This is a genomic window from Polyangium jinanense (assembly GCF_028435265.1).
Taxonomy (GTDB): domain Bacteria; phylum Myxococcota_A; class Polyangia; order Polyangiales; family Polyangiaceae; genus Polyangium; species Polyangium jinanense.
Genome location: NZ_JAGTJK010000007.1, coordinates 165,710 through 188,275, shown reverse-complemented (window position 1 = coordinate 188,275; position 22,566 = coordinate 165,710). Strand labels below are relative to the sequence as shown.

Annotated in this window: 15 protein-coding genes; all 15 read right to left on the bottom strand. The window is 69.0% G+C overall.

The genetic code is table 11. The features are described 5' to 3' along the window. Position 1: 1 nt before the first annotated feature. The 15 genes from KEG38_RS17230 to KEG38_RS17160 are packed head-to-tail and all read right to left on the bottom strand — an operon-like array spanning position 2 to position 22,522. Complete coding sequence (locus KEG38_RS17230) at positions 2 to 1,696, bottom strand: hypothetical protein (RefSeq protein WP_272420690.1); 1,695 nt, start codon at positions 1,694 to 1,696, stop codon at positions 2 to 4. After that, positions 1,693 to 6,141, bottom strand: a complete 4,449-nt coding sequence (locus KEG38_RS17225; RefSeq protein ID WP_272420688.1) for a hypothetical protein — start codon at positions 6,139 to 6,141, stop codon at positions 1,693 to 1,695. Before KEG38_RS17225 ends, KEG38_RS17230 begins: the two co-directional genes overlap by 4 nt. 23 nt (positions 6,142 to 6,164) lie before the next feature. Continuing rightward, a complete protein-coding gene (locus tag KEG38_RS17220) occupies positions 6,165 to 8,012 on the bottom strand; it encodes a hypothetical protein (protein WP_272420686.1) in 1,848 nt (615 codons plus the stop codon). 49 nt (positions 8,013 to 8,061) lie between these two features. Further along, positions 8,062 to 9,351, bottom strand: a complete 1,290-nt coding sequence (locus KEG38_RS17215) for a hypothetical protein (RefSeq protein ID WP_272420684.1) — start codon at positions 9,349 to 9,351, stop codon at positions 8,062 to 8,064. Between the two features lie 21 nt (positions 9,352 to 9,372). Next, positions 9,373 to 10,323, bottom strand: a complete 951-nt coding sequence (locus tag KEG38_RS17210) for a hypothetical protein (protein ID WP_272420682.1) — start codon at positions 10,321 to 10,323, stop codon at positions 9,373 to 9,375. Beyond that, positions 10,320 to 12,779 carry a phage tail protein gene (locus KEG38_RS17205; RefSeq protein ID WP_272420681.1) on the bottom strand — a complete coding sequence of 820 codons (2,460 nt, stop codon included), beginning with the start codon at positions 12,777 to 12,779 and terminating at the stop codon, positions 10,320 to 10,322. The genes KEG38_RS17210 and KEG38_RS17205 overlap by 4 nt, the downstream gene beginning before the upstream one ends. Position 12,780: 1 nt before the next feature. Beyond that, on the bottom strand, positions 12,781 to 15,147 hold the full coding sequence (locus tag KEG38_RS17200) for a putative baseplate assembly protein (protein ID WP_272420679.1): 2,367 nt from the start codon (positions 15,145 to 15,147) through the stop codon (positions 12,781 to 12,783). Position 15,148: 1 nt separating this feature from the next. Beyond that, positions 15,149 to 15,550, bottom strand: coding sequence for a GPW/gp25 family protein (locus KEG38_RS17195; RefSeq protein ID WP_272420677.1), 402 nt, complete (start codon positions 15,548 to 15,550; stop codon positions 15,149 to 15,151). Then, positions 15,547 to 17,166, bottom strand: a complete 1,620-nt coding sequence (locus KEG38_RS17190; protein WP_272420675.1) for a hypothetical protein — start codon at positions 17,164 to 17,166, stop codon at positions 15,547 to 15,549. Before KEG38_RS17190 ends, KEG38_RS17195 begins: the two co-directional genes overlap by 4 nt. Beyond that, the gene (locus KEG38_RS17185; protein WP_272420673.1) at positions 17,160 to 17,855 is read right to left on the bottom strand and encodes a phage baseplate assembly protein V; all 696 of its coding nucleotides are present in this window, start codon (positions 17,853 to 17,855) and stop codon (positions 17,160 to 17,162) included. Before KEG38_RS17185 ends, KEG38_RS17190 begins: the two co-directional genes overlap by 7 nt. Beyond that, on the bottom strand, positions 17,855 to 18,940 hold the full coding sequence (locus KEG38_RS17180) for a phage late control D family protein (RefSeq protein WP_272420671.1): 1,086 nt from the start codon (positions 18,938 to 18,940) through the stop codon (positions 17,855 to 17,857). The genes KEG38_RS17185 and KEG38_RS17180 overlap by 1 nt, the downstream gene beginning before the upstream one ends. A gap of 27 nt (positions 18,941 to 18,967) precedes the next feature. After that, entirely contained in the window at positions 18,968 to 19,156 is a 189-nt protein-coding gene (locus KEG38_RS17175) for a hypothetical protein (protein ID WP_272420669.1), read from the bottom strand. A 2-nt stretch (positions 19,157 to 19,158) separates the two neighbouring features. Continuing rightward, positions 19,159 to 20,499 (bottom strand): CIS tube protein, encoded by a 1,341-nt coding sequence (locus tag KEG38_RS17170; protein ID WP_272420667.1) that lies wholly within the window; start codon positions 20,497 to 20,499, stop codon positions 19,159 to 19,161. Further along, positions 20,496 to 20,987: a phage tail protein gene (locus KEG38_RS17165; RefSeq protein WP_272420665.1), complete on the bottom strand. Its 492-nt coding sequence runs from the start codon at positions 20,985 to 20,987 to the stop codon at positions 20,496 to 20,498. Before KEG38_RS17165 ends, KEG38_RS17170 begins: the two co-directional genes overlap by 4 nt. Continuing rightward, positions 20,984 to 22,522 carry a phage tail sheath C-terminal domain-containing protein gene (locus KEG38_RS17160; protein ID WP_272420663.1) on the bottom strand — a complete coding sequence of 513 codons (1,539 nt, stop codon included), beginning with the start codon at positions 22,520 to 22,522 and terminating at the stop codon, positions 20,984 to 20,986. The genes KEG38_RS17165 and KEG38_RS17160 overlap by 4 nt, the downstream gene beginning before the upstream one ends. Between the last annotated feature and the right edge of the window lie 44 nt (positions 22,523 to 22,566).

Sequence of the window (22,566 nt, the reverse complement as noted above, 5' to 3'; positions counted from 1 at the left end):
TTCACGCGTCTGCGCCGTGCAGATAATGATACCTCACCACCCGGCCGAGCCAAGGCACCCATCCCGGATCCAGATCGAGCCCCGCTCGCCTCACGCGGATGTCGACCGCTTCCAGATCGAAGACGACGTCGATGTGCGTGCGCGTCGACCCGATGCGGCCCGGGCGGCAGACCAAGTCGCGTAGCCCGAGCCGGAGGTTTCTCCGGCAAAACCTCCGCGCCTCGAGCAGGAGCTCGCGCACGAGCCTCTCGACCTCCTCCCCGAGCGCCGGATCTTCGAAGCTTGCGTCCACGCGATCGCCGCCGAGCGCGAGGAACGCGGCATCTTCGGCAGGCGCGCCGAAACGACGAGCGACACTGACGAAGAAGCGCGCCGCGAGCCCGACGTCGAAGAGGCGCGGATCGGCCTCGAGCCGCGCCGAAATTCCGATTTGCTCGAGCACCGGAATCAAGAAAGACAAGCCGCCGACCACCGTAGGCCGCAGAATTCCGTCGCCCCAGCCCCCCGTCGCCCAGGGCTCTTCGTCCGCCGTGTCGGGTGAAACTTTCCCGACAAGTGCTCCCTTCGCGAATCCCGAAAGGCCCGCGATCCGCGCGGCCGCGGCGGGTTCGTCGGAAACGCCCCTCGGCGAAGCTTCGGACAACCCACCCCCTTCACGAGGTCCGCCCGGGCGGGGTTTTTCCGGGCGGGGTTCGCCCGCGACGCCCACGCTCGCTCCGTCCGTCTCCTCGGCGGCGTCTCGCGCGGGTTTCCCTTTGAATTCGACACGCCCTCCCGCCGAGTTCGTTTCGACAACCTCGCCCGCGGGCGCCGGCGCTGCGAGTGGCGACTCTGCCACGGCCTCGTCCTTCGTCGTGGTTTGCCCTCGCTCCTGCGGGTCTCCGTTCGTCGCGACGATCGCCGTCGCGACCGCCGCCGCGCGCTCTGCAAGGCGCGGATCCGCGATTCGACCGGGCTCCTCGATCAACAAAAACATCGCCGTGAGCCATACCGATCGCGCGTCGCTCGGCCCCCAGCTCGCGGCGAACCGAGCGATGGTCTCGCGAAACGATTTCGTGCGTATCGAAGGCGCGGCCGCATTCATCGAGTCTGTCTGGACGAACGGACGCGCCTCGGCCGTCATCCCTCCGAGCGACCGTACGAGCGCCGATCCCTCCTGCCATCGCAAAACGAAGAGCAGCGGCTCGAGCGCCCCGCGCGTCGAAAAAAGTGCCTCGACGAGCGCCGCCGCCGCGAGTGGCCCCGCGCCGGTCTCCATCACGCCCCGCAGCGCAAATCGCAGCGCTTCTTCGCGACCCATCCCCGGGACGAACCCCGGTGCCGCGTGCGGCCAAAACCACGCGTCCGCGCGCCCGCCTCGGCCCAAGCGCCGCGCGAGCGCCACGAAGGGCTCGATTTCGTCGCGAAAAAACACCACCTCCGCGCGCTCGGCACCGGGCTCTTCGCCGTGTACCGCCGACGACACGAGTGCGCGCACCCGCTGCTCGAGCGCGAGCGCCACGCTCGCGGGCGGCATGTCGGCTCGTATCACGCCGATATCGAGCCAACGCAAGAGGAGCACCCGCCCCGGCCCTGCCCCCGGTAATGAAGCCGTCCGGAGCGCGTCCTCGAACAAAAGCGCGCCGCGGCGCACGAGCTCCTCGCGCCTCGCCTGGAGGCGCAAGGTCCCCACACGCCGCAGCGCCTCCACCGTCACGTGTTCGCCCCCGAGGACGGCTCGGAGAACGTGACCGTCGCGCCCTTCGGGATCTGCACGGCCGAAGCGGTCGCGCGAATGACGCGCACGAATGCCGCATTCGGGCCGAGATCCTCCACGACCCCTTGCACCGTATTCGACTCGACCGCGACGATGGCGTGCATCCCCGCGCGCAGCCGCTCCGCGTCCACGGTCACCTCGAAGAGCCCGCCGACTTTCGCGAGCACGTCTTTCGCCACCGGGCCCGACACGAGCCGATCCACGGGCACGTGGCTCGCGAGCAGGAGCGCCGCGCGCACGATGTCGTTCATCAGGCCCATCGCCTCGGGCTCGGCCGCATTCACGCGCGAGAAGAGCCAATCGACGAGCGCCTGCAAGTGGAGCCGCAGGACGACGTCGACCTCGTCCCATCGCGGCAATGCAGCGAGGCTCCGCAGGCCCACGGCCGGATCGTAGGGCCCCATGACCTCCGACCACGCGAGCCGCAAGGTCGCCGGCACCTTGCCAAAGCGCAGATAAACGCTCGTCGCGACGCGTGCGATGTGCTCGAGCTCCTCGGCCGCGCGCCGGGCCACGCGAGGCCCGCCGTGCTCTCCCGAGGCCAGATCGCCGAGCGAAACGATCTCCTCCGCGGCGCGCCGCAGATCCCTCAGGCTCTGCTCCTCTTTCGGGCGAATGACGTAACCCGCCGACGCGACGCGTTTGTTTTTGATCGCCCCTGACCACGCGTTCCACATCCCCGTGAGCTTCACGGCGGCGGGGCTCACCGCGACGAATACCCGCTCGGGCGCCACGCCCGCGCGCGCCCGCGCCATGAGCAGCGCGCGCCGGAGGATGTCGAGTTTGTCCAAATCCCGCAGGATCACCGGACCCTGCGTGAACCAGCCGATCGGCGCGTCGCGCAAGAGATCGAGAAGCTCGCGCAGATCGTCCGGCGGCTCGACCGTCGTCGCGAAGGCCGCGGGCAGGATGGCCCCGAGTGATCCGGGGATGAGATCGACCGCGGGCATCTCTGCCGCGGGGTCGATGCCGCGGGGCCGGTGGTACACGAAATACGGCACTCGATTCTGCAAGACGTCCAGGCGCCGCGCATTGACCCCGTCGACGCGAATCGTTTCCTCGGCGAGCAGCGCGCGCGCGGCGGTGATGTCGACCCGCGCCTCGGCCACCTCGCCTTCGATTTCCTGGAGGCGCACGCCGGCCTCCTTCACGAACTCCTCGATCTTCGCTTTGACCTTCTCGTAATACTCGGCCACGTCGACGAGCCCCCCCGCCACCCGCTCGAGATCGCGCAGGAGCGCGAGCGAATGCTCGTGGAGCTCCACCGCAGCCCGGAAGTAATCGCCTTCGGCCCACGAAAGCATGTTGTGGACGAGCGTGGTCGGGATGCGCTCCACCTCGGCCTTGATCCGGGTCATCACCGACTGGACTACGCTGTTCGACCAATACACGAGCTCGAGGGGTATGTCCTCGCGCAGGACGACCTTCGTCGGTTCGCCGTTTTTCTGGGCCAACACCACTTGCTCCCCCTCGAGGTACGCGAGGCCTCGGATGACGAGCTTCGTCGTGTCGAGATCGTATTCGCGGACGAGCCACGCGACGCTGCCGAGGATGTCGGCCTTGGTGTTGGCCGCGTCCGAGAGCGCCTCCACCGCGTCGGGCAGGCTGAGCTTTCGGCGCTCGCTGCGCGATCGCGTGCGGCGGAAGAGACCTTCAAGATCGTATCGCGTGGCGGCCGGGCTCTGCCCCATGGCGACGCCGAGGACCGGCGACACCGCGAGCCGGCTCGCCTCGGTCGTCCCCGTGATCATGAGCTGCCTCGCGCGCTGGACCTCGCTCTGGACGCGGAGGAACCCGCTCTCGATGAAATCCTCGACCTTTTGCCTCTTCTGATCGATCTCCGCGACGAGCCCCTGGAGGCCCTTCTGCGCGATCATCTGGCGCGCGTCATCCGCTTTCTTCACGTAATGATGGAGGGAGTACGGACCGCCGGTCGGCGGCTGGAGGGCGTCGATCACCTCGAACCCGCCTTCGGGCGTGCGCACGGCGTCGAGGACGAGCGCGTCATTGTGGTCCCACGCGGCGATCACGCGCGAATTCGCCCCGCCGAGCAACCGATGAACGATCCTACTGTTCGACCTGTCGTGATAAATGAGATCGAGGAACCCCTCGCGCCGCTGCGTGACCGCGAACGAGCCGATGATGTTGTCCTCGGTCACCTGCTCGAAACCCTGAAAAATGTTGTTCTCGAGCCATCCGCGCATCATGGGCCTGTCGTCCTGGTTCACGACGACGTCGATCCTCGACGAATTCGTGGCGACGAGGCCGATGCTCTTCGTCGACATCGGCTCGACGGCGGCGTTCACGGCCTGCGCCGACCACGCGACGGATGGAGGGGCGGTGCTGATGGTTGCCGAATACCAGGTGAGCTTCGTGGTGCCATCGTAGACGCTCGCGAAGACATAGGCTTTCCCCTCGTGGAAGATCGCCGAGACGGAGCCGGTGAACACCTGCGAGCTGGGCAGCTGCCGCGACGCGACGAGCACGTTCAGGTTGCTGGACAGGCTCTGAACGATACAATGGAGATCGTTGCCGCTCACGACGAAGACGGCAGCGTACCCATTGCCGAGGGATACGGCCGCGAGCGAGGCCGTGGGATTGAACCCGGTGTAGACCGTGCTCATCTCGTATCGCCCGAGCGTGCTCGACCAGCGCCAGCGGCGGAGCTGGCCTTGCTGCCCATTGAAAGCAACAATGCCAAACAGATCCACGTGCGGGCCCCCCGTATTCACGGCGGCCGCGCGGGACATCGTTTCGTTCGATCCGAAGGGCAAGGCCGCCACTCGATAGCCTATGGAGTCACGGCGGATCCAATACGCGCCGATACCGCTGGCGACGAGCCCCTCGAGCGCCCCGTCTGCGGCGCGCGCGAGCGAGATGTCGGCGACGTCGTGGATCTTGTCCTTGAGGGTCCGAGGATCTTCCCACGTGCCGTCGAGCCATCGCGCTGCGAGCGCCTCTTCGAGGGCGGGGATCAGGTCGCCGTCGGTGCCGTATGCCTTCTCGGGATACGCTTCGGGATACGAGGGCTCCGGCTCGTCCGCAATGGCGCCCGCGTCGACCGATGGGAACCGATCGGTCTTTTTACCCTCGAGCGAGTCGAGCAGGACCGTCTGCCGCTCGCGCACGTAATCCCTGCGCCACAGCCACTCCGAGAGGCGGGTGAGCCCATTTCCGATGGCCTCTCCGAACGCTGGCGACACGAACTCGGGCTGGAGCAGCCCTGGCTCGTAATCACGCTCGGTCACGGGTACGAGCAAGCGGACGCGAGCAGCCTCCTTCGTATCGAGAGGCGCCAGCGACGCGCACGCGGCGAGGATCCCGTCGAGCTGCTCGATGGGCACCGGAGCGACCTCGACGTAGAAGTTGCCGGAAAAGAACTGCTTTTGCCATTGCAGAAACCACGGGGCGCCCTCGCTATTCAACTGAATGAAGTCTATCGCGGCCCTGGGCAACACACCGAAGGGGGGCAGCCACCGGAAATCGTGAATGGCCGTTTTGTCATCGAATCTCGAGGGATCGAGCGACGCGATCTCGTCGCCGAACTGCTCGACGCGCGCCTGCCAGAGCCGCGCGCTTCCTCCGCCGAAGAGCCGGGTGCGCGCCCGCGGGACGCCGCCGCGACGAACCACCGAGTGCCGATCGAAAAAGAGAGGGTGGCCGGTCTCCGATCCGGGGAGCAAGGAGACGAGCCCGATTGGCACGCCTTCGATCTCCCACGGCAAAACCTCGCCCGGCATGAGCGCGCGCTCCTTCTCGAAGACCTGCCAGGCGATCCTGTTGCGCGTCGACGCGGCGGGCACCCACGGCCACGGGTGCAGGAGCAGCTCGCAGCCCTCGACGATGCGTAGATCCTCGAATGCGTAATCCTCCGGGTCCAGATCGAAGGGGACCGGATCCTTGCGCTCCCAGACGACCGGCCGCAATACGAGCACCCCTGCATGAAAGCTCCCGGCGGGCCATCCATCGGACGTGGGCGGCTGGAAGAACGCCTGACTGCGCTGGATCACGTCGATCGACTTCACGCGCATCTTGCGGGGCACGACGACGTCCTCGCCCCTCGCGGTGAGGCCTCGGCCCGGGCTCACCTCGACGTACGAGACCATGACGGTGGTCTCGGTGCCGTTGACCATTTTATTCTCGGCGACGAGCGAAAAACGCACGTCGAGCCCCGCGACGACGCCGGGCGTGACCCATTGACCGGCGATGGCGAGCCGCCCCTCGCGCGCGACTTGATCGCTCGCGAGCGTGGTGTGGGTCAGGGTTCGTCCGGTATATAGATTCGAACGCGCGCGCCACCCCGCTTCCACGGCGGGCGCCATTTGGGGTTCCACTGCGACGGCGTGCTCGCCGTCGAACGGCATTGCGATGGGTCGGACGCGCATGGTGCAGGTTTACCCTTCAGGTCTCAGCGCCGGGTGGTCCCCGACGGCCCGGTGATCCGGATCGTGTTCGGATGGAAGTAGTTTTTCAGGAGGACCGCGATCTGGTCCCCGCTCGAGTTGCCGTCGAGGAACTCCCCGATCCTCGTGAGACCGTCCCCCTGGGTATCCCCCTTCACGTGGCGCACGATTTCGGGGACGCACAGGCACGTGGCAAAGCCCTTGGCCGATGCGCCCGTGACCCCGAGCGTCGACCCCTCGACGGCGCTTTCGATATCGGACAGCGCCCCCGCGTCGAGCGTGGCGAACCTCGGCCCGACCACCGCCGGGTCTGCGAGTGAATCTGCAGGGGCGAACAGCTCGCCCACGAGCCCCCAGCGCAAGACGCGCGTGGCGTTCGCGTGGAGCTCGAGCAAGGCGGCGACGGCGAGCACGAGGTCCTCGTCGAACTCGCCGTTCTGGAGGGTCACGATTTTTATCTCGTAATTCTCCAGGAGCTGCAGATCGGAGAGGTAGGTCGAGATGAAAGCCCACGCGGGCCCGACCAGGTCCGGCGGTGGTGGCGGGATGGCATCGGGGTTGTACCCCGGCATTTCGAGCTCACCGAGCGCCGAGGCCGAGAGGAAATTCTTCCGCCGCACGTACCAAACCGTCTCGGAGGGGGCAGACTGGATCACCGAGAGCCAGATCGCCGCGTTGGCGCTCGCAGACGCCAGGTCCCTGAGCGAATACGCGCCGGTGAAGATCATCGCCTCGCGGGGCACCGGCACGAGGATGATCACGCTCGTCCCTTCGAGCGACTCGCTCCCTTGCGTCAGATCGATCGGCGGCATCAGCATGCATTCGTCGAGCACCGCCGGGAGCTCGTCCTCCGGTACGCCGCCGATCGACACCTCGATCTCCGGCGGAAAGAAGTGTTGCTTGCCTCCCGTGATGTCGATCGACGCCTTCGGGATGCGCCCGACCGGCGGCAATGCCAGGAAACGCTCGGTCGCGGCTATCGGCCCGCTCTGGGCCTGATCGACGCTGGCGCCGAAGACTTCGGAGATGTGCGCGTCGTATTGCAGCAGGTGCGCCTCGCGCTGCGCCCGCGAAGGCCTCCCGGCCCCGAGCACGTGCGTCCGTTCGACGACCACCTCGCGGCGCACGAGGTAGGGATCGATCCATTGCAAGACGCCGTGATCGAGCGCCACCATCGCGATGGGCAGGACGTCCTCACGGGCCCCGGGCGAGGCTCCCCTCACGAAGATCGCGTGCACGGCGCGGTGCCTGCGGTCCTCGAGCGATCCGCTCGCGGCGCGCTCCGGGAACGGGATGAGCGTGATCGCGACCGCCTCGACGACATCGGCGTCGTGCGCGACGCGCCCCTCCTCGAGCGACGCGGGGTATTGCGCCACGGGGTTCGCCGTGTATTCGACCGGGCGGAGCGCGAGGACATAAAGCCCGGTGCGGTGGCGGGCCGGCGCGCTCGGGATGCGCGAGATCCCGAACGCTGCGTCGAGCCTCTCGATATCGGGCACGGCGTCGAGCCGGAGCGTGAGGTCCTCGCCGAGGACCACGATTTCGCCGCCCGGCGTGATGCCGTGCCCGCGGTCAATCTTGATCGTCCCATCGGGCACGTGCGAGGTGATCCCTGGGTAGACGCGCAGCCCCCGGACGACGCCGCCTCCGACGCCCCGCGCGAGATCGGCCTGCCGGGTCGCAAAATGCGCCTGATCGCGGGTGAGATCTTTCGCAGTGAGGAAGCGGCCGTCGAAATAGGACGAGCGCACGCGCCGATCGTCCGCGACGAGCGCGCCGTCTTTCGCGAGGGTGCGCGCGAGCGTGCTCGGGATGTTGTATCGCGCCGGGACCGTCGTCGGATTGGAGGACATCGCCATTTCCTGGGCTCCTGAAGCTCGAAACGGGGCTCGCGCGTTCGGTTCAACTGTAGGGGAAATGCAGCACTCCCTTGGGCGTGAAATTCTTTCGACGGACGAACCACAACGATCCGCCCGACGTCTGCGCGATCGCGGCCGCCCACGCGGCCTGGTTCTGCGGCGTCGTGGCGAGATCCGCGGGCCCGAGCGTCGCGATCATTTCGTCCATCTGCGCGCGCGGCACCGGGATGAGCACGATCACGCTCGCGCCCTCGAGCGCCACGCCCTGCAGCCTCAAATCGATGGGCGGCAAGTGCGCGGCCTCGTCGAGCACCGCGCCGAGCTCGTCGTCCGGCACGACCGAGAGCGACACCTCGACCTCGGGCGGGAAAAACCACTGCTTACCGGCAGTGACGTCGACCGCCGCGAGCGGCAAGCGCCCCGCCGGGGGCAACGCGAGGAAATGGTCGATCGCCGGGAAAGACTGCCCGCGACCCATGAGCGCGCGCGCCTCGAGGACGTCGGAGAGGTGCGCGTCGTATTGGAGCAGGTGCGCCTCTCGCAGCGGTCGCGACGGGCCGCTGACGCCGAGGATGTTGCCTTGCTCCTGGGCGACCTCGCGGCGGACGAGGAACGAATCGATCCATTGCAGGGCCCCGTGATCGAGCGCGACGAGCGCGAGCGCGAGCGCATCCTCGCGCGTGCCCGGGCGCGCGCGCTCCACGAAGATCGCGTGGGCCGCGCGGCTCCGGCGCTCGTCGAGCGTGCCCGTCGCGATGCGCTCGGGATAAGGCAAGAGCGTGATCGCGACGGCCTCGACGATGTCCGCGTCGTGCGTCGACCGCCCGCCGTCGAGCGACGTCGGATAGGACGCGACGGGGTTCGTCGTGTATTCGACCGGCCGGAGCGCGAGGACGTAGAGGCCCGTGCGCGTGCGCGTCGGCGCATTCGGGATGCGCGCGAGCCCGAGCGCCGCGTCGATCTGCTGCATTTCGGGGATTCCGTCGACGCGCAGGGTCACGTCCTTGCCGAGCACGACGATCTCGCCTCCCAGCGTGAGCCCGTGCCCGCGCGAAATCTTGATCGTTCCATCCGAGCGGCCGCGGACCGTGCCCATGTCGACGACGAGGCCGCTCACGACGCCGCCGCCGATGGCGCGCCCGAGATCGGCCTGGCGCGTGAGGAAATGGACCTGGTCGCGCGTGAGATCCTTGGCGGTCAGGAACCGGCCGTCGAAATAGGTCGAGCGCACGCGCCTGTCGTCGGCAACGAGCGCGCCCTTCGCGAGCAGCGCTCCCGCATCCTCGCTCGAAAGGGTGCCCCGCGCGGGGACATTCGTCGGATCGAAGGACATCGCCATCTCCTCGGTCGCTCCTCAGAATCCCAACCACCAAGAGAGTGCCGCCGCGGACAACGAGAAAGGCCTGTGCTCTTTGTCCACGAAGACCGTGCCATTCCGGAGCGGCCGCGACGTACCGTCGTCGGCCGTCTCGGTTTGCCCTGCCGTGATACCGATGACGACCCGAGCGAGCAGGATCCACGCCGGGTCGGGATCTCCGTCCACCGTATCCGGATCCTTGCGCATCGATTCGGGCAAGAACGTGTCCTTCCGAATCGCCTCGAGCTGCGCCTCGCGGTTGTCATGCCAGGACGAGAGGATCGTGTCTCGCACGTTCCTGCGGCGCTGCACGAGATCGCTCGGATCTGCGGGATTGGTGAATGGCACGCCGCCCTCGGGCAGAGGCCACGGCGCCACGGGGACGGGCGGCACGGTGTTTTCGGTGCGCAGCACCCATCGGAGCTCGTATCCGTCCCTCATTCGCGCCGGCTGGACGGCGTCTGTCGCGTCGAACGGGCCCGCCGCGAGCGCCGGGGTTTTTCCGCGCGGCTGGCTCGAGAAGCGGAGGAAGACGTCGGCCACGACGCCGCGCGCGAGGTACGGATCTCCCGTCGCCGGCCCGATCCCGTAATTGCCGTCCGTACGCACGACCGATCCATTGAAGACATCCTCGTCGTGCCCCTCGTACCAGCGCTTCACGCGCACGCACGCGGCTCGGGGCACCTCGACGAGCCGCCCGAGGGGATCGAGTGCGATCCCGGGCTTCACCTCGAGCTCCTCCGCGCTGCCGTTCACGGGCGGCTTGTGGTGCACCAAGAGGCCCGCCACCGTCCCGAATCCGTGCAGATACGCGAGCGCCCGCGCGAGCCGGCCGCGATGGTACGACTGCTCGGCCACGAAATCCGCGGCATCGAGCAACACGCCCGTCGCGTAATGGACGCGATCAGGCGCCTCCGCCTCGAGCAGGGGATCCTTCGGCGTGCTCATTGCGAATCTCCTCCTTCCAATCTAGGATCCAGGCTGGGCAAACGGGCGAGGACGTCACGCACCCCGAGCGCGCTCCGACCGACACGCACCGAGCCCGGTAAAACCGGCGCGCCGAGGAAGCTGTCGACGCCCACGAGCGAGGCAATGCCGACCATGAACGGGTGGCTCGCCCTCGCGACGGAGACACGCACGTGCGCAGGCGCTTCGAGCTCGGCCAAGCGCCGCACGAGCGCGATGTCGGCCGGGGGGAGCGCCTCGTGGACGAGGATCGTCACGCGATGCGCGAGCCTCTCGAAAAAGGCCTCCACGGCCTCGTGCTCCGCGGCCGTCCGCTCGATTCCCTCGCCGAAGAGCGCGAGGAACTCCTTTTGCCCCTCGGCGCCCAGAAACAGCGTATCCCCCACATAGGAATTACCGCTCTCGACGAGCCCCGGCAGGAGCGGGTCGTCCTCCGTGTCGAGGTTCGCCCCGAGGATCGTCGAGAACGTACGCCGGAGCCTGAAATCCTCGACGATGACGAGCGCTCCCCGGGCGACGGCGCCGTCCGTGACCGCATCGAGCGCGAGCGACAAACCCCGGAGCGTCCCGCGCCAGGGCCGAATGCGAGGCGCTGCCGTGAGCAGGCGCCGGCGCCGCGCCTCCGGGACCAGCGGATCGAAGCTCAGGCCGATGAAGCTCGCGAGCCATTCGAGCGATTCCCCCGGCGCTTTGCGTGGATCGGTGAGCATGAAAGCGCTCGCCACGCGATCCTCGATCGGGGTGAGCACGCCCTCGACGATCCCGAGGAAACGCTCCAAAAAATCCGCGGGCGTCGCGCGCGCCAGAGACGCGTCGGCCTCCTCGCCGAAGATCTCCTCCCGATAGAGCTCGGGCAGGTATTGGTTCAAGTAGGAAAAACGGGGGCCATACATCCTCAACGCGGCGACCTCGGGCGTCGCGCGGCCGTCGCCGACGAGCTCGATGCGCACCCAGAGATAACGGCCCCGGAGCGAGCGCACGCGCCTGTTGCTGCGCTGGACGAGCGCGGTGAAGAGCCCCCTCCGCTCCGGCTCGATGTCGCCCGACAAGAGGCCCTCGTGGAAGGGCAACTCGGAGGCCGCGGGCACCCACGCGCCCCGCGGCACGTCGGGCGCATTCGATCGAGGCTCGACGTCGCCGAAAAGGTGCTCGTACCACGCGCCCGCGTCCTCCCGAGACGGGCGCTCGAGCGTATTCGTCGCGGCTAGAAAGACGCGGACGCCCGTGCGCACGGGCAAGCAGGCCTCGAGGTAGATGCGGTGCCACGTCGCGCCCGGCTCCCCCGCGTCGATCGGCGGGACGCCGTCGCCCATCGCGTTCTCCATCTCGCCGCTCGTCGCATAGGAGGGAAACGAGACCTGGTGGAAGGGCGCCGGAGGCTCGCCTGCACCGGGATCGTAATGAGGCGGAGAGGACACCGAGTGCAAAAAATGAGCCGTCTTCGGCGGCAGTGGATAATAATCGCCGAGCGGCACCGCGGGCTCGCCATCTTTTCCGATCGAATAGGCGAGCGCGACGGCCTTGCCGCCGAGCATCGTGCCCTCGGAGACGCGGAAGATCACGGCGATTGTACCCTCCGCGAGCCACGTGAAGCTCGTCGGGCGGGAGAGCCCCTGGAGCGGGATCGCGTCGCCGAGACCGTTTTCCCCGACGAACCGCAGCTCCGCGGGAGCGATCGTCCCATCCTGCGCCGGCTGTCGCCAGCAGACGACGGCGACTCGCCCGCCCGGGCTCACGGCGACCGCGGCCGGGTGTATGCCCTGGAAGAGTCCCAGCGATTGCATCGAAATCTCGGGCGGATTCGGGTTTCTCTCGCTCGGCTCGAAGACCCCCGGCGGAGCCTCCGGGGGCACGAAAGGCAGGGGGCGCCCCACGACCCGCGCGAAGCGGGCGCTCATCGACGAGGGAATCGGCGTCGGTTGAAGCTGCCCCGGCGCGATCGGCCCCGAGAGGGCGACGCAGCCGCCCGCCGGGTGCGCCGCGAGCCGCCACGCCGAAAAACCCGGGGTCGAGAGCTGCACCGGGGCGAACCGGCGGCGTAGGTCCAGCAATACGACGTTTCCGCCGGCCGCGACATAAAGGATGTCGTCGTAGCCGATCGCCACGTCGGTGACGTTGCCGTACGGAAGGAGCGCCGCCGAATCCAGGATCACGTGCGGCTCGGGCCCCGCACCGGCCGCGACGACGTTGACGCCGTCGAAATACGCCCACGTGCCGAATCGATCGATCGATGCCGGCACGTTCGTCAGGTACGGAAGGATGATGCCCGGAGCAACGATTTGATTGGCATCCCGCCACGGCGGATCCGCGAGCACGCTCTGCAGGCGCAAGGCGCGACGCTCGTCCTCGAAACGGATCCGATGCTCGTCTTGCTGGGTCGCGGGCGAAAAGCGAGCGCGCTCCGCGAGCATCCAGAAGCGCTGCTTGTTCGCATCCATGTCAGCACACCTCCGGCACGACCGGCACCGCGATCCCACGCTCGCCCGCGAAAGGATCGGGGCTCGCATGCAGATCCGTCGGCACCGCGCCGTCCGCGTCGACGACGACGCCGAGCAATTCGGGCAGCTGCCAGGGCCGGAGGACGAGCTCGACCGGCGCGCCCCCGCCCTCGAGCGCGACGAAGCGCTGCGCCTCGGCGGACGCGGAGCTCTGCGCGGCGCTGCCTCTCGGCGTCAATACGCGCTCGTAACGGGCAGCGCCCATCGATCCGTCGCCGCGCGGCGGGAGCTTCACGAGCGCCCCGGCGCTGAAGAGGCGCACGCCGAGGATCGTCTCGACGCCCGGGACCTGCGCGACGACGACCTCGATTTCACGGTCCCGCACCGACCGCGCAATGGGCCAGCCCGCGCCATTGGGCCCTCCCGGCGGGAGCGGCCACAAGAAACGACCGAGGATCTCGCGCACCGCATTGATGACCGCCTCGCGACCGAACCCCTCGCGTATCGTGATGCCGACGCCGACCCCCACGGGGACGTATTCGCATCCGATCACGTAGAGCTCGCCCGCAAGCGGGCGGCGCGCGTCGAGGTGCGCGTGCACGGCCTCGAGCATGGGCCGATCGGCCCGCGGGTTCGGCGCGCGTAACGAGCCCGAGAAGGGCAACGCCATCACGGAGACGACGCCCGGCACGTCCTCGCGGCGCTGGTGAGGCTTGAATCGCGGCAGCACCTCGACGCGGCCGAGCGTCACGCCCGGGGTCTCCGCCGCGAGCCTGCGATAATCGTCGGCCGTCACCGCGCGCTCGCCGTGGCGCAACGTCGCGGGGATGCGCCGCTCGGCCTCGGCCAGGGTCTCGGCATTTTTCCCGCCCGTCGTCGCCAGCCGCTGCAATACCTCGAGTTTGCCTGGACGCACGCCCGTCACCGTGAATGCGTCGATCTCCTTCAACGTGCCGGGCGGCAGGTTGCCCGCGCTCCCGCCGCCGGCCCTCGCCCGCGCGACGCGCACGCGCATCCCGGAGCCCGGGATACGGCCACGCGCGCCGTCGCCGAATCGAATGGTGCCCGCCTCGGCGTCGAGCTCGAAAACGACGTCGTCGCGGCCCGCGAAAACGAGATCGTCGATCCTCTGCCAACCCCGGTATCCGAGCCCGGGCTCCTCGACCTCGATTTCGAGCGAGTCTTCCTCGACGGAGCGCGAAGGTAAACGCATTTCTTGGTCGGCCGTGCCGTTGCTCTCTCCGATCACGACGCCCGTTGCGGTCGTGCGGTGCTCGATCTCGACGGCGTGCACCGAGGCCCACGCGAGCGCGAGCGATTCGACGCGCGCGGTCGGCCGGAGCCGGATCCACGCGACGAGCCGCGAGGCCCTGTCCGGATCGTCGAGCCGCGGCGGCCTGTCGCCGACGCCCGCATGTAGATCTTTTCGCACGTCGTCGGCAGGCACGTCGATCCCGCCCCCGGGCATGACGAGCTCTACGACGCCCGTGCGGGTCAAACCCATCGTCGTGTCGCGCGCGACGGCGAGCCTCTGATACGTCGGCTCGGCTCCAGCCGGCGATTGCACGATGATTTCCCACGTGTGCGGGACGCGGGCGCGGGGGCCGATGTCTTCGAAGAGCTCCGGGACCACGATCGCCGGAGCAATGCCCACGGAGAGGACGCGCGGCGCTCCGGTCGTCTTGCCCTCGAAATCCTCGCGCAGCGCTGTCACCGCGGCCGCCGCGGCTGCGGCCGACGTCTGGGGCGGCACCGGATCCACCTTCGGCGCGAGGAGCGCGATCCAGAGGCATCGATCCACCGCGCGCGTGGCGAGATCGAACCCCGCCGGCTCGGCGGCGCCGCCCGGAAAAACCGGGGTCGTCTTGTAAAACGACGCCGTCTCGTTCGCGTCGAGGCCATACACGCGCCTGAGCCCCGGCAGGAGCTTCGCCATTCCGGTGCGCTCGTCGTCGGTGAGCGGGCGTTTGCAATACACCTCGCCGAAGACGTGGGGCACGGTGAGCTCGGCGCGCGTCTCGAACGTGGCCGGCCCCTTCACCGTCGCGAGCGGGCGCAGGACCACGGTCGGCTGGAGCTTTCGCTCGCTCTCCGGGTATCGCACGGCGACGAGCCCCGTCGCGGCGGCGGCGGGCCGCATCCGGATGCCGAGCAGGCGCAAGAAGGCGAGCCGCTGCCGCTCCGGGATCAGGTTCGCGCGATAAAGAATCGTATCCGCGAGCCAGGCGAAGAGCTCGAGCAGCGTCCGCCCTGGATCTCCGACCCGCGGGTGCGTCCATTCCGGGGTATGCCCCGGGATGCGCGCGACGAGCTCGTCGACGAGATCCTCAAAACTGCGGTCATCGAGGCGGGGAGGGACGATCGGCATCCTATCCTCCGAGATCCATGGTCAGCCCGAGCGATTGCACGAGACCCGTGCGGCGCAGGCGGTAGACGATCTCCACGCGGACCTCCGCGGGCGCGCTGTCCACGTCAACGACGTCGATGCGCTCGACGTCGATGCGGTCTTCCCAGCGGGCGAGCGCATCGGCGATGGTGTCGCGGATGCGGCGCCGCGTGGCGAGCGTGCTCGGCTCGCCCACGAAGCTCTCGAGCCCCGCGCCGAACGCCGGGCGCATGAGCTGCTCGCCCGGGCGCGTGCGCAGGATGATCTGAATCGCCTGGCGCACGCTCTCCTCGAGCGTGGGGAAATGCAGTTCGCCCGCGTCGTCGGGCACGGCGAGCAAGGGAAAACCCACCGGCGGGCGCGGGGGCGAGGCGCGGCTGGTCATGACGTCATCCCTTTCGGCAGGCCCTGGGTGAGGCTCTTCGGCACCGGGATGCATATCTTGATGAATGCAATCCAGAAGAAGACGATGTTGAAGAGCCCGATGAAGATGTTCAGCACGAGGAACGCGCAGAGCGTGATGATCGGGATGTTGAACCCGCAGATCCAGTCGATCCCGCCGCCGCCCTCCTTCGCCTTCCCGTCGAGGAAATCCTCGGGCTTGTTCTTCGCGAGCATGTCGAAGATGTTCTTCGGGACGCGGAAGGCCACGTTCGGCAAAAACTTCTTGATGTTGTCCTTGTCGATGGGCGGCAGCGCGACCTGGATCGGCGGCAGGTTGCCATTCTCGTACCAGGGCGCCACGCGGAAGCCGCGGCTCGGCGCTGCGCAAAACGAAAGCTTCGGCGGGCACCCGTCGTCGCGCTTCACCCGGACGAACGCCTGGATCTCGTACGTCGCGTCGATGTCGTCGAAGCGCCCCCGCCGCGGCGCGATCGCGGCGACGCGCTTCTGCGACGCGAGCGACGCAGCGGCCGCGATCGTCGCCGCCTGCGCCTGCGTGATCGCCGGCCACGACGCGGGCATCACGAACGATTGGTTGCGCTTGTCATGAACGAACACTTCCGCGGCGTCCGCGAGCGTCTTGCCCGCGGGGCGCCCTTTGGCCTCGCCCTTGTAGGGCAGGAGCACGCCATCGAGCGCTTTCTTCATGCTCGGATTCTCGAATGCATCGAACACGGCGGAGAGGCCGCGCAGCATGATCACGAATCGCTCGAGCGTCGCGACGGCGGTGTTCCTGAGCGTCTCGGCGAGCGCCTTGTCGCCCCCCGCCTCGGCGAGGAACGTCTTGTCCTCCGCGAGCTCCTCGCGCCATTTGCGCGTGAATGTTTTACCCGCGAGCCCGCGCAAGCTCGGCGCGGAGGGCGAGACGACGAAATAAGGCGAGAGCATGTCGCGGATCTCGCCCTCGTCGTATTTCGGCGGGGCCAGGTTCGTCCTCGCGAACTCGCTGCTGGCGAGGGGCACGAGCCCATAAAGAATGGTTTTTCCCACCGCGGCGCAGACGTTCGGCGGCGCGACGAAGAGCAGGGTCGTCGCCTCCTCGAGCGGATCGGGCGCGCCGAGGGTCGAGGCGAGCCGAGCCTCGATCTCGGCATTGCCGGCCGCGTGGGGCGATTTCCGGCGCGCGGGATCCGGGTCCCGATCGAGCTCCTCCGGGCCGAGCTCGACCCAGCCGACCGCCTGCCCATTCTTGCGCATCCACCCCTCGCGCGCGCCCGATTTGTTCACGCGCCGCAGCACGAGGCCCGCGGAGTCGATCTGCTTCGGATCGAGGCGAGGTTCGCCGAACACCTCGCAGACGACCTCGAACACCGCGAGGTAAAACGAGCGGTGAACGGGCTGAAGCAGCGAGAGGGACGTGACGGGCTCGCCCGCGCTCCGCGTCGCCTTCGCGATCGCCTTGCGCCCCTCGGCGGTCGCGAGCTCCGCGAGGAGAGCCACGACGAAATCGTCGTCCGTTCGCTCGACGAGCACCGGACGGCCCCCTTCGGCGGGGAGCGGATCCCCCGTCCGCCCGTCGAACCCGAGCCCTCGCAATGAAACCGGATGCGCTACCATACGTTCCCAGCTCCCGGCGTGTAGGTATTGGCGACGACGGTCACCGCCTGGAGGACGTCGCATTTTACGATGCCCGAGAACGTCGACATCACGGCGTTGACCTTGACGTCGGCCGCATTGACCTCGACCTGGGCGCCGTTGACCGTCACCTTCTGGGCCGCGTCGACCGTCACGCCCTTTGTGTCGAGGGTGATCTTGTTGTTCGCCGCCTCGACGACGATACGGCCGCCGCTCGTCTGCTCGACGGTGATCGATTCGCCGCCGGGCGTGCTGATCGTCACCGTCGCCTGCCCGTCCGCCGCCTCGACGATCGCGACGCGGCTGCCCCGCTTTCCGGTGATCGTCCACCGATCGACGCGATTGCCGCCGAGCTCGTCCGGCGCCTTCGCCGAGCCGCTCCAGAGCCCACCCACGACGAGCGGCTGGCGCGGATCCCCATTGACGAACACGACCGCGACCTCGTCGTCGACGTCTGGCAGGAAAAACGCGCCCCGACCGCCCCCGGCGAACGGGACCGCGACGCGGGCCCACACCGCGGCGTCGGTATCACCGACGCCCGGCGACGTCGTCGTGAGCCGAACCTTTACCCGCGCGAGGTTTTCCGGGTCGGCGACGTCGACGACGCGGCCGAGATAGGTCCCGTGGAGCGCGCCGAGGCTCGGGGTTCGAGGGGCTTCGGGGGCTTGCATCACGGTCCTCCCAGGAAGGCGCATTCGGCCTCGAAATCGATCTCGTACCCGCGCTCGACGTCGAAGCGGTGCTGGGCCCGCACGACGACGTACGTATTGTCGAACCGCGGGCCGAGGCCGATGAGGCGGACGTGCGTGCCCACGCGCAGCGCAGGGTTGCCCTCAGCCGTCGCGTCGACGCAGACGAACCGGCGCGCCCGGCGATCGAAGCTCGCCTCCGCAATCGCGCGCGCCTCGTCGTCCGTCGTCGCAGGCACGTCGCGCAGGTGCTCGATTCGCGCGCCCACGGCGGCCTCGAGCAGCGCCGATCCGCGCCGCCCCGCGCCGGGCCCGAGGTTCGTCCCTGTGCCGCTGCCCTCGACCCTCCGGCCCGCGACCGCGTCCCAGCCGCCCACGGTCACCTCGGTGACCTGATGCGCCAGATCGGCCGTGACGCGCGCGCGGCGCAGCGTGCGGCCGAGCATGAGCTCGAGCACGCCGCGGCGGACGTCCTTGCGCGGCGAGACGTGCAGCTCTTTGCCCACCACCTGCACGTCGCCGTCACGCGCGGCGAGCATGCGCCGCAGGAATGCGAGGTCCGTCTCGTCGAGCTGCACCTGCGTGCCGAGCGACTCCGTGAAACCTTTCACGGCGGGATCGAGGCCGATGCGCGAGGCGAGTTCCTTCGCGATCGAATCGATGCGCGCGTCCTCGATCACGCGGGTTCGCCTCGACAAGCGCGCCCGCTGGAGCGCATCCTCCGCGAGCACGAAGAGCTCCGGCGCCACACCGACCTCGAACGTCCCCTCGAGCCCCGTGACGAGGCCGCGGAAGATCTCCTGCGGGCTCAGCTCGTCACCCGCATAAACCGCGATCTCGACGCCGTGCCGGATCGTGGCCTCGTCCTCGAAGGCGAGCTCGACCTCGCCGTCCTCGAAGCGCGCGGCATTGAGCAGGCGCAACTCGAGCGACGACATCCCGCCCTCGGATTCCTCCATGCGCATGCTCGACAAGAGCCTCGTCACCCCGTCGGAGGCCTTGCCGGAGACCCGCACGGTCGGCCGCACGCGGTTGATGTCTTCTTCGGTGAGGTTCGTCTCGGCCATGGTCGTTCGTGCTCGCCCGGGGACCTTTCAATCGGCACAGCGACGCGCTCGCCGCGCGGCGCGAATGCGGAGCTCGCGCTCGATCTCGTCGATGCGCTCCTCGACCAGCGCGCCCTCCTCGGGCGCGGCGTCGCGCGGGCTCGATAGCTCGCCGCCGGAGCCATCGCCGGGGCCCTGGACGACGCTGCCCACCACCTTGTCGATCGATATGCGCATGCTCATTCCTCGTCGAATCGAACGCGCCTCTTCGCGCCGCCGAGCCGCGGCGCGCCGGCCACGAGCTTGCCCCCGATCTCGAACACCGCGTCCTCGTCGACGCGCTCCGTTCCCGGCTCGGACGACGGGAGCAGCCGCGAAGGATCGAGCCGCGGCCTCCGCGCGGCCCCCTGCCCGGGGGAAGGCGTGTGAATGCCATCAAAAGCGCCCTGGGTCGCCGGGACGCCCGCCGACGCGCGGCTCCCGCGGGCCGGACCGCCTGCGGCGGCGGAGGTTTGGCCGGGCAGTCCACTTCGCGTCCCCCGCGTCGCGCCGGCGGCAGCGCCGCCGGAGAGCCTCGCGCGCGGCCCCGCGGCCCCGACGGCGCCGAGCGTCCTGCCCCCGGACGAACGCGAGGGTCCCGCCGACGCACCTCTGGGGCGGCTCGTGCCCCCCGCCGACGAACCAAGACCTCCGGGCACGCCGCCACCCGAGGAGCCCCCGATCCCGGACGAACCTCCTCCTCCGCCGAAATCGGCAGAGATCCCAAAATCGGCCGAGACGCCGAGGCCGAACTCGGCCGACACGCCGAAATCGGCCGAGACACCAATACCAAACTCGGCCGATATCCCGAACTCGGCCGATATCCCGAATCCGAGCTCCGCCGACGCACCGAACCCCGCGCCGGATCCCCCCTCGGCGAACGGGACGGGCGGCGCGAGCGGGGCCGCGTCGTCCACGGTGAGCGTGTCCGACTCGGGAAAACGCATGTTTTCCTCGCTATTTTGCTCCGCGATCGCCCGGCCGGCGTTCGGATCGCCGCCCTCCGTGCCCGCGTCCGTCGTCGATTGCCCCGGCGCGCGCGGCGTCTCCGTCGCGCCCTTCTCCATCGACGAGGATCCGGCCCATTTGCCCGCCTTGAGGCCGTCCGGGCCGCGATTGAAGACGTCCTTCTTGCTCGTCATCCCGAGCGCGACCGTCGAGCGGAGCGGGACGCCGTCGGCCGAGAAAAACTCGATCGTCTCCTTGTACGAATCCACGAGGCCCGTGAACGCGAATGCGCCCCAGGAAAACAGGACCTCGGGCGGGGGGCTGCCCTTCGTGTCGCCGAGCATGCGCGCGACCTGCTCGGTCTTGTCGCAGACGTTCGCCCCCGTGGCCGTCGTATCGAACACGAGCTCCATCGAGAGCTTCGAGGTGCTCTCGTTGACGACCTGCTGCTTGCCGAGCTTCTTGTCCTTGCTCTGGGCGAGCTTGGTCTCCATCGTGAGCTGGAGCGACGCCGGATTGAAATCGACGTCGATCGTCTGCTTCTTGCCGCCAGCTCGCTTGACCACGAACTGGGCTCGCTTCGGATCGCTCACTTGCCGCCTCCCTTGCCGAGCTCGAGCGTGAGCCCCTCGTGGACGAGGTGCAGCTCCTCGATGCCCACCTCGGTGGCCCTCGCATTCAGATCGGCGGCCTTGAATTTCACCGGCATGGCGCGCGAGAGCTTCCAGAGGAGCGGCTCGCTGTCCCCGTCGGGCGGGAAGACGGTGATCGTCACGCCACACCGATGACCGTAATCGCCGCTCGCCACGCGGTGAAACCATTTGAAGAGCTGCCCGCCGCGCGAGATGCCGCGCCGGAGCACCACCGTGGCGAACGTGACGGGGCCGGCGAGCTGCTTTCCGCCATAATTGTTCCCGCCCGCCTTGATCACCTTCGGCTCCATCGTGGCCTCGAGCCCGGTGCACTCGGCGAACGAGCCGACGGTCTCGCCTTTCGGCCGCTTGAACGGCTCCGGATCGAACGCGAGCTCGAACCGGAACGCGTACATCGGCGGTCGCAAGAACGGCGCTTTCGTCGTCACGGCGCCTCCCTCCTCCCGAGCGACGCGGCGCCGTCCTCGCGCAGCGTCAATGTCACGCGAATGCGCTCGATCGCGTGCGCCGGGGAAAACTCGATCTCGGCCACGAGGCGCCCCGCGTCGACGTCGGCCTGCGTCGTCGTGGTATCGTCGCAGCGCACGGAAAACGCCTCCTCCGGCGCCGCGCCGCGGAGCGCGCCGAGCTCCCAGAGCCGCGTGACGATCCCCTCGATACGCCGCACGATGCGCGCGCGTGTCTGCATATTGGCCGGCTCGAACACGATGGCGGCGCCGACGTCGCGCAACGCGCGCGTGAGCACCGAGACGAGCCTCTGCAGCCCGCCCTGACGATATGCCTCGTCCGGCGAGGTCGTGACGTCCGAGAGCAGCCGCAGGCCCGAAGGCGTCGTGCCGAGGAGCGAAATGCGGTCGACGAGCGGCACGTCGAGCGCGCGCTTCGTGTGCCCGCCCTTCGTCACCGGCCCGAGCATCGAAGCCCGCGGCCGCGACGCGATCGCGCTGCGCTCGAGCAATGGGAAAATTTGGAATACGTCGGCGAGCTCCGCGCCCATCGCGCTGCGGAACGTGCCGCGCGCGAGGGCATTCCGCGCGAGCACGCCCGCGAGCACGGCGTCGGGGCTCTCGACGCCGCCGGGCAAGAGCGCCGACGCCGGCGTCTTCACCCACGGATACACGATTTGAACGAATGAGCTCTCGATCCGAGGAAGGAGCGCCCACGCGCCGCCCTCGCCGCCGGACGTGAGCAAAAACGCGTGCAGGTCCTCCTCGGCGAGCGCGGTATCCTCGTCGCGGAGCGGAATGGGCAGCGCCGCGACGAGCTCGACCTCGCGCGCGTGGCGCGCCAGCATCGCCCCCGCGCGCGCGACGAACGTGGCCCACGCGTCGTACCCCAATGCATTGCAGCGAGGCACGCCCGCGGCGGGCGGCGACATGGTGAAGGTCGAAGACGCCTCTGGCGTCGAGCATTCCACGAAGACCTCGGGCGCGCCCGAAGGCACCACCGGCGGCGCCGGGGGAACGACGTCGGCCGCGCAGAGCGCCGCGAGGTCGGGCAAGCAGAGCAGCGAGACGTCGGGCAAACCGAGCACGTGCGCCGCGCCCCTCCAGAGCGCCCGATCGACGGGAGACGCGTCGAATGACACGCCCACGCCGGGGAGCAGCTCCGCGAGGTGCGTCAAACGGTCACTCTGGCTCCCCTCGGACCATTTCGGTGGGGCGAGCGCGACGACGTAACACGCCCGCCCCCCTTGCGCGAAGAACGAGCGGACGGCGGCGCCGAGGTACGTCCCGGCACGCGGCGCCGAGAGTCCGTCGCGACGATCCCACGCGAAATGCCGATCGAAGGTTTCCCATCGATCGATCGGCACCGGCACGTCGACGAGCGTGGGATTCTCCTCGTCGTCTCGCTTGTAAGGCCCGCGCGTCCAACCGGCCTCCTCGAGCCAGCGCTTGATCGAGGCCGCGACGGGCACATCGGCGCGGCGCTCGGCGAACCCCACGAAGAGGGCCACATCCATTCGCGCACTGCCCCTCGCGGGAGCCCGAGGGGCGCTATCGAAGA

Excerpts from the sequence above, each read along its gene's own strand:
- KEG38_RS17225 (WP_272420688.1), bottom strand. The coding sequence starts at position 6,141 with ATGCGCGTCCGACCCATCGCAATGCCGTTCGACGGCGAGCACGCCGTC.
- KEG38_RS17220 (WP_272420686.1), bottom strand. The coding sequence starts at position 8,012 with ATGTCCTCCAATCCGACGACGGTCCCGGCGCGATACAACATCCCGAGC.
- KEG38_RS17215 (WP_272420684.1), bottom strand. The coding sequence starts at position 9,351 with ATGTCCTTCGATCCGACGAATGTCCCCGCGCGGGGCACCCTTTCGAGC.
- KEG38_RS17210 (WP_272420682.1), bottom strand. The coding sequence starts at position 10,323 with ATGAGCACGCCGAAGGATCCCCTGCTCGAGGCGGAGGCGCCTGATCGC.
- KEG38_RS17205 (WP_272420681.1), bottom strand. The coding sequence starts at position 12,779 with ATGGATGCGAACAAGCAGCGCTTCTGGATGCTCGCGGAGCGCGCTCGC.
- KEG38_RS17200 (WP_272420679.1), bottom strand. The coding sequence starts at position 15,147 with ATGCCGATCGTCCCTCCCCGCCTCGATGACCGCAGTTTTGAGGATCTC.
- KEG38_RS17195 (WP_272420677.1), bottom strand. The coding sequence starts at position 15,550 with ATGACCAGCCGCGCCTCGCCCCCGCGCCCGCCGGTGGGTTTTCCCTTG.
- KEG38_RS17190 (WP_272420675.1), bottom strand. The coding sequence starts at position 17,166 with ATGGTAGCGCATCCGGTTTCATTGCGAGGGCTCGGGTTCGACGGGCGG.
- KEG38_RS17185 (WP_272420673.1), bottom strand. The coding sequence starts at position 17,855 with ATGCAAGCCCCCGAAGCCCCTCGAACCCCGAGCCTCGGCGCGCTCCAC.
- KEG38_RS17180 (WP_272420671.1), bottom strand. The coding sequence starts at position 18,940 with ATGGCCGAGACGAACCTCACCGAAGAAGACATCAACCGCGTGCGGCCG.
- KEG38_RS17175 (WP_272420669.1), bottom strand. The coding sequence starts at position 19,156 with ATGCGCATATCGATCGACAAGGTGGTGGGCAGCGTCGTCCAGGGCCCC.
- KEG38_RS17160 (WP_272420663.1), bottom strand. The coding sequence starts at position 22,522 with ATGGATGTGGCCCTCTTCGTGGGGTTCGCCGAGCGCCGCGCCGATGTG.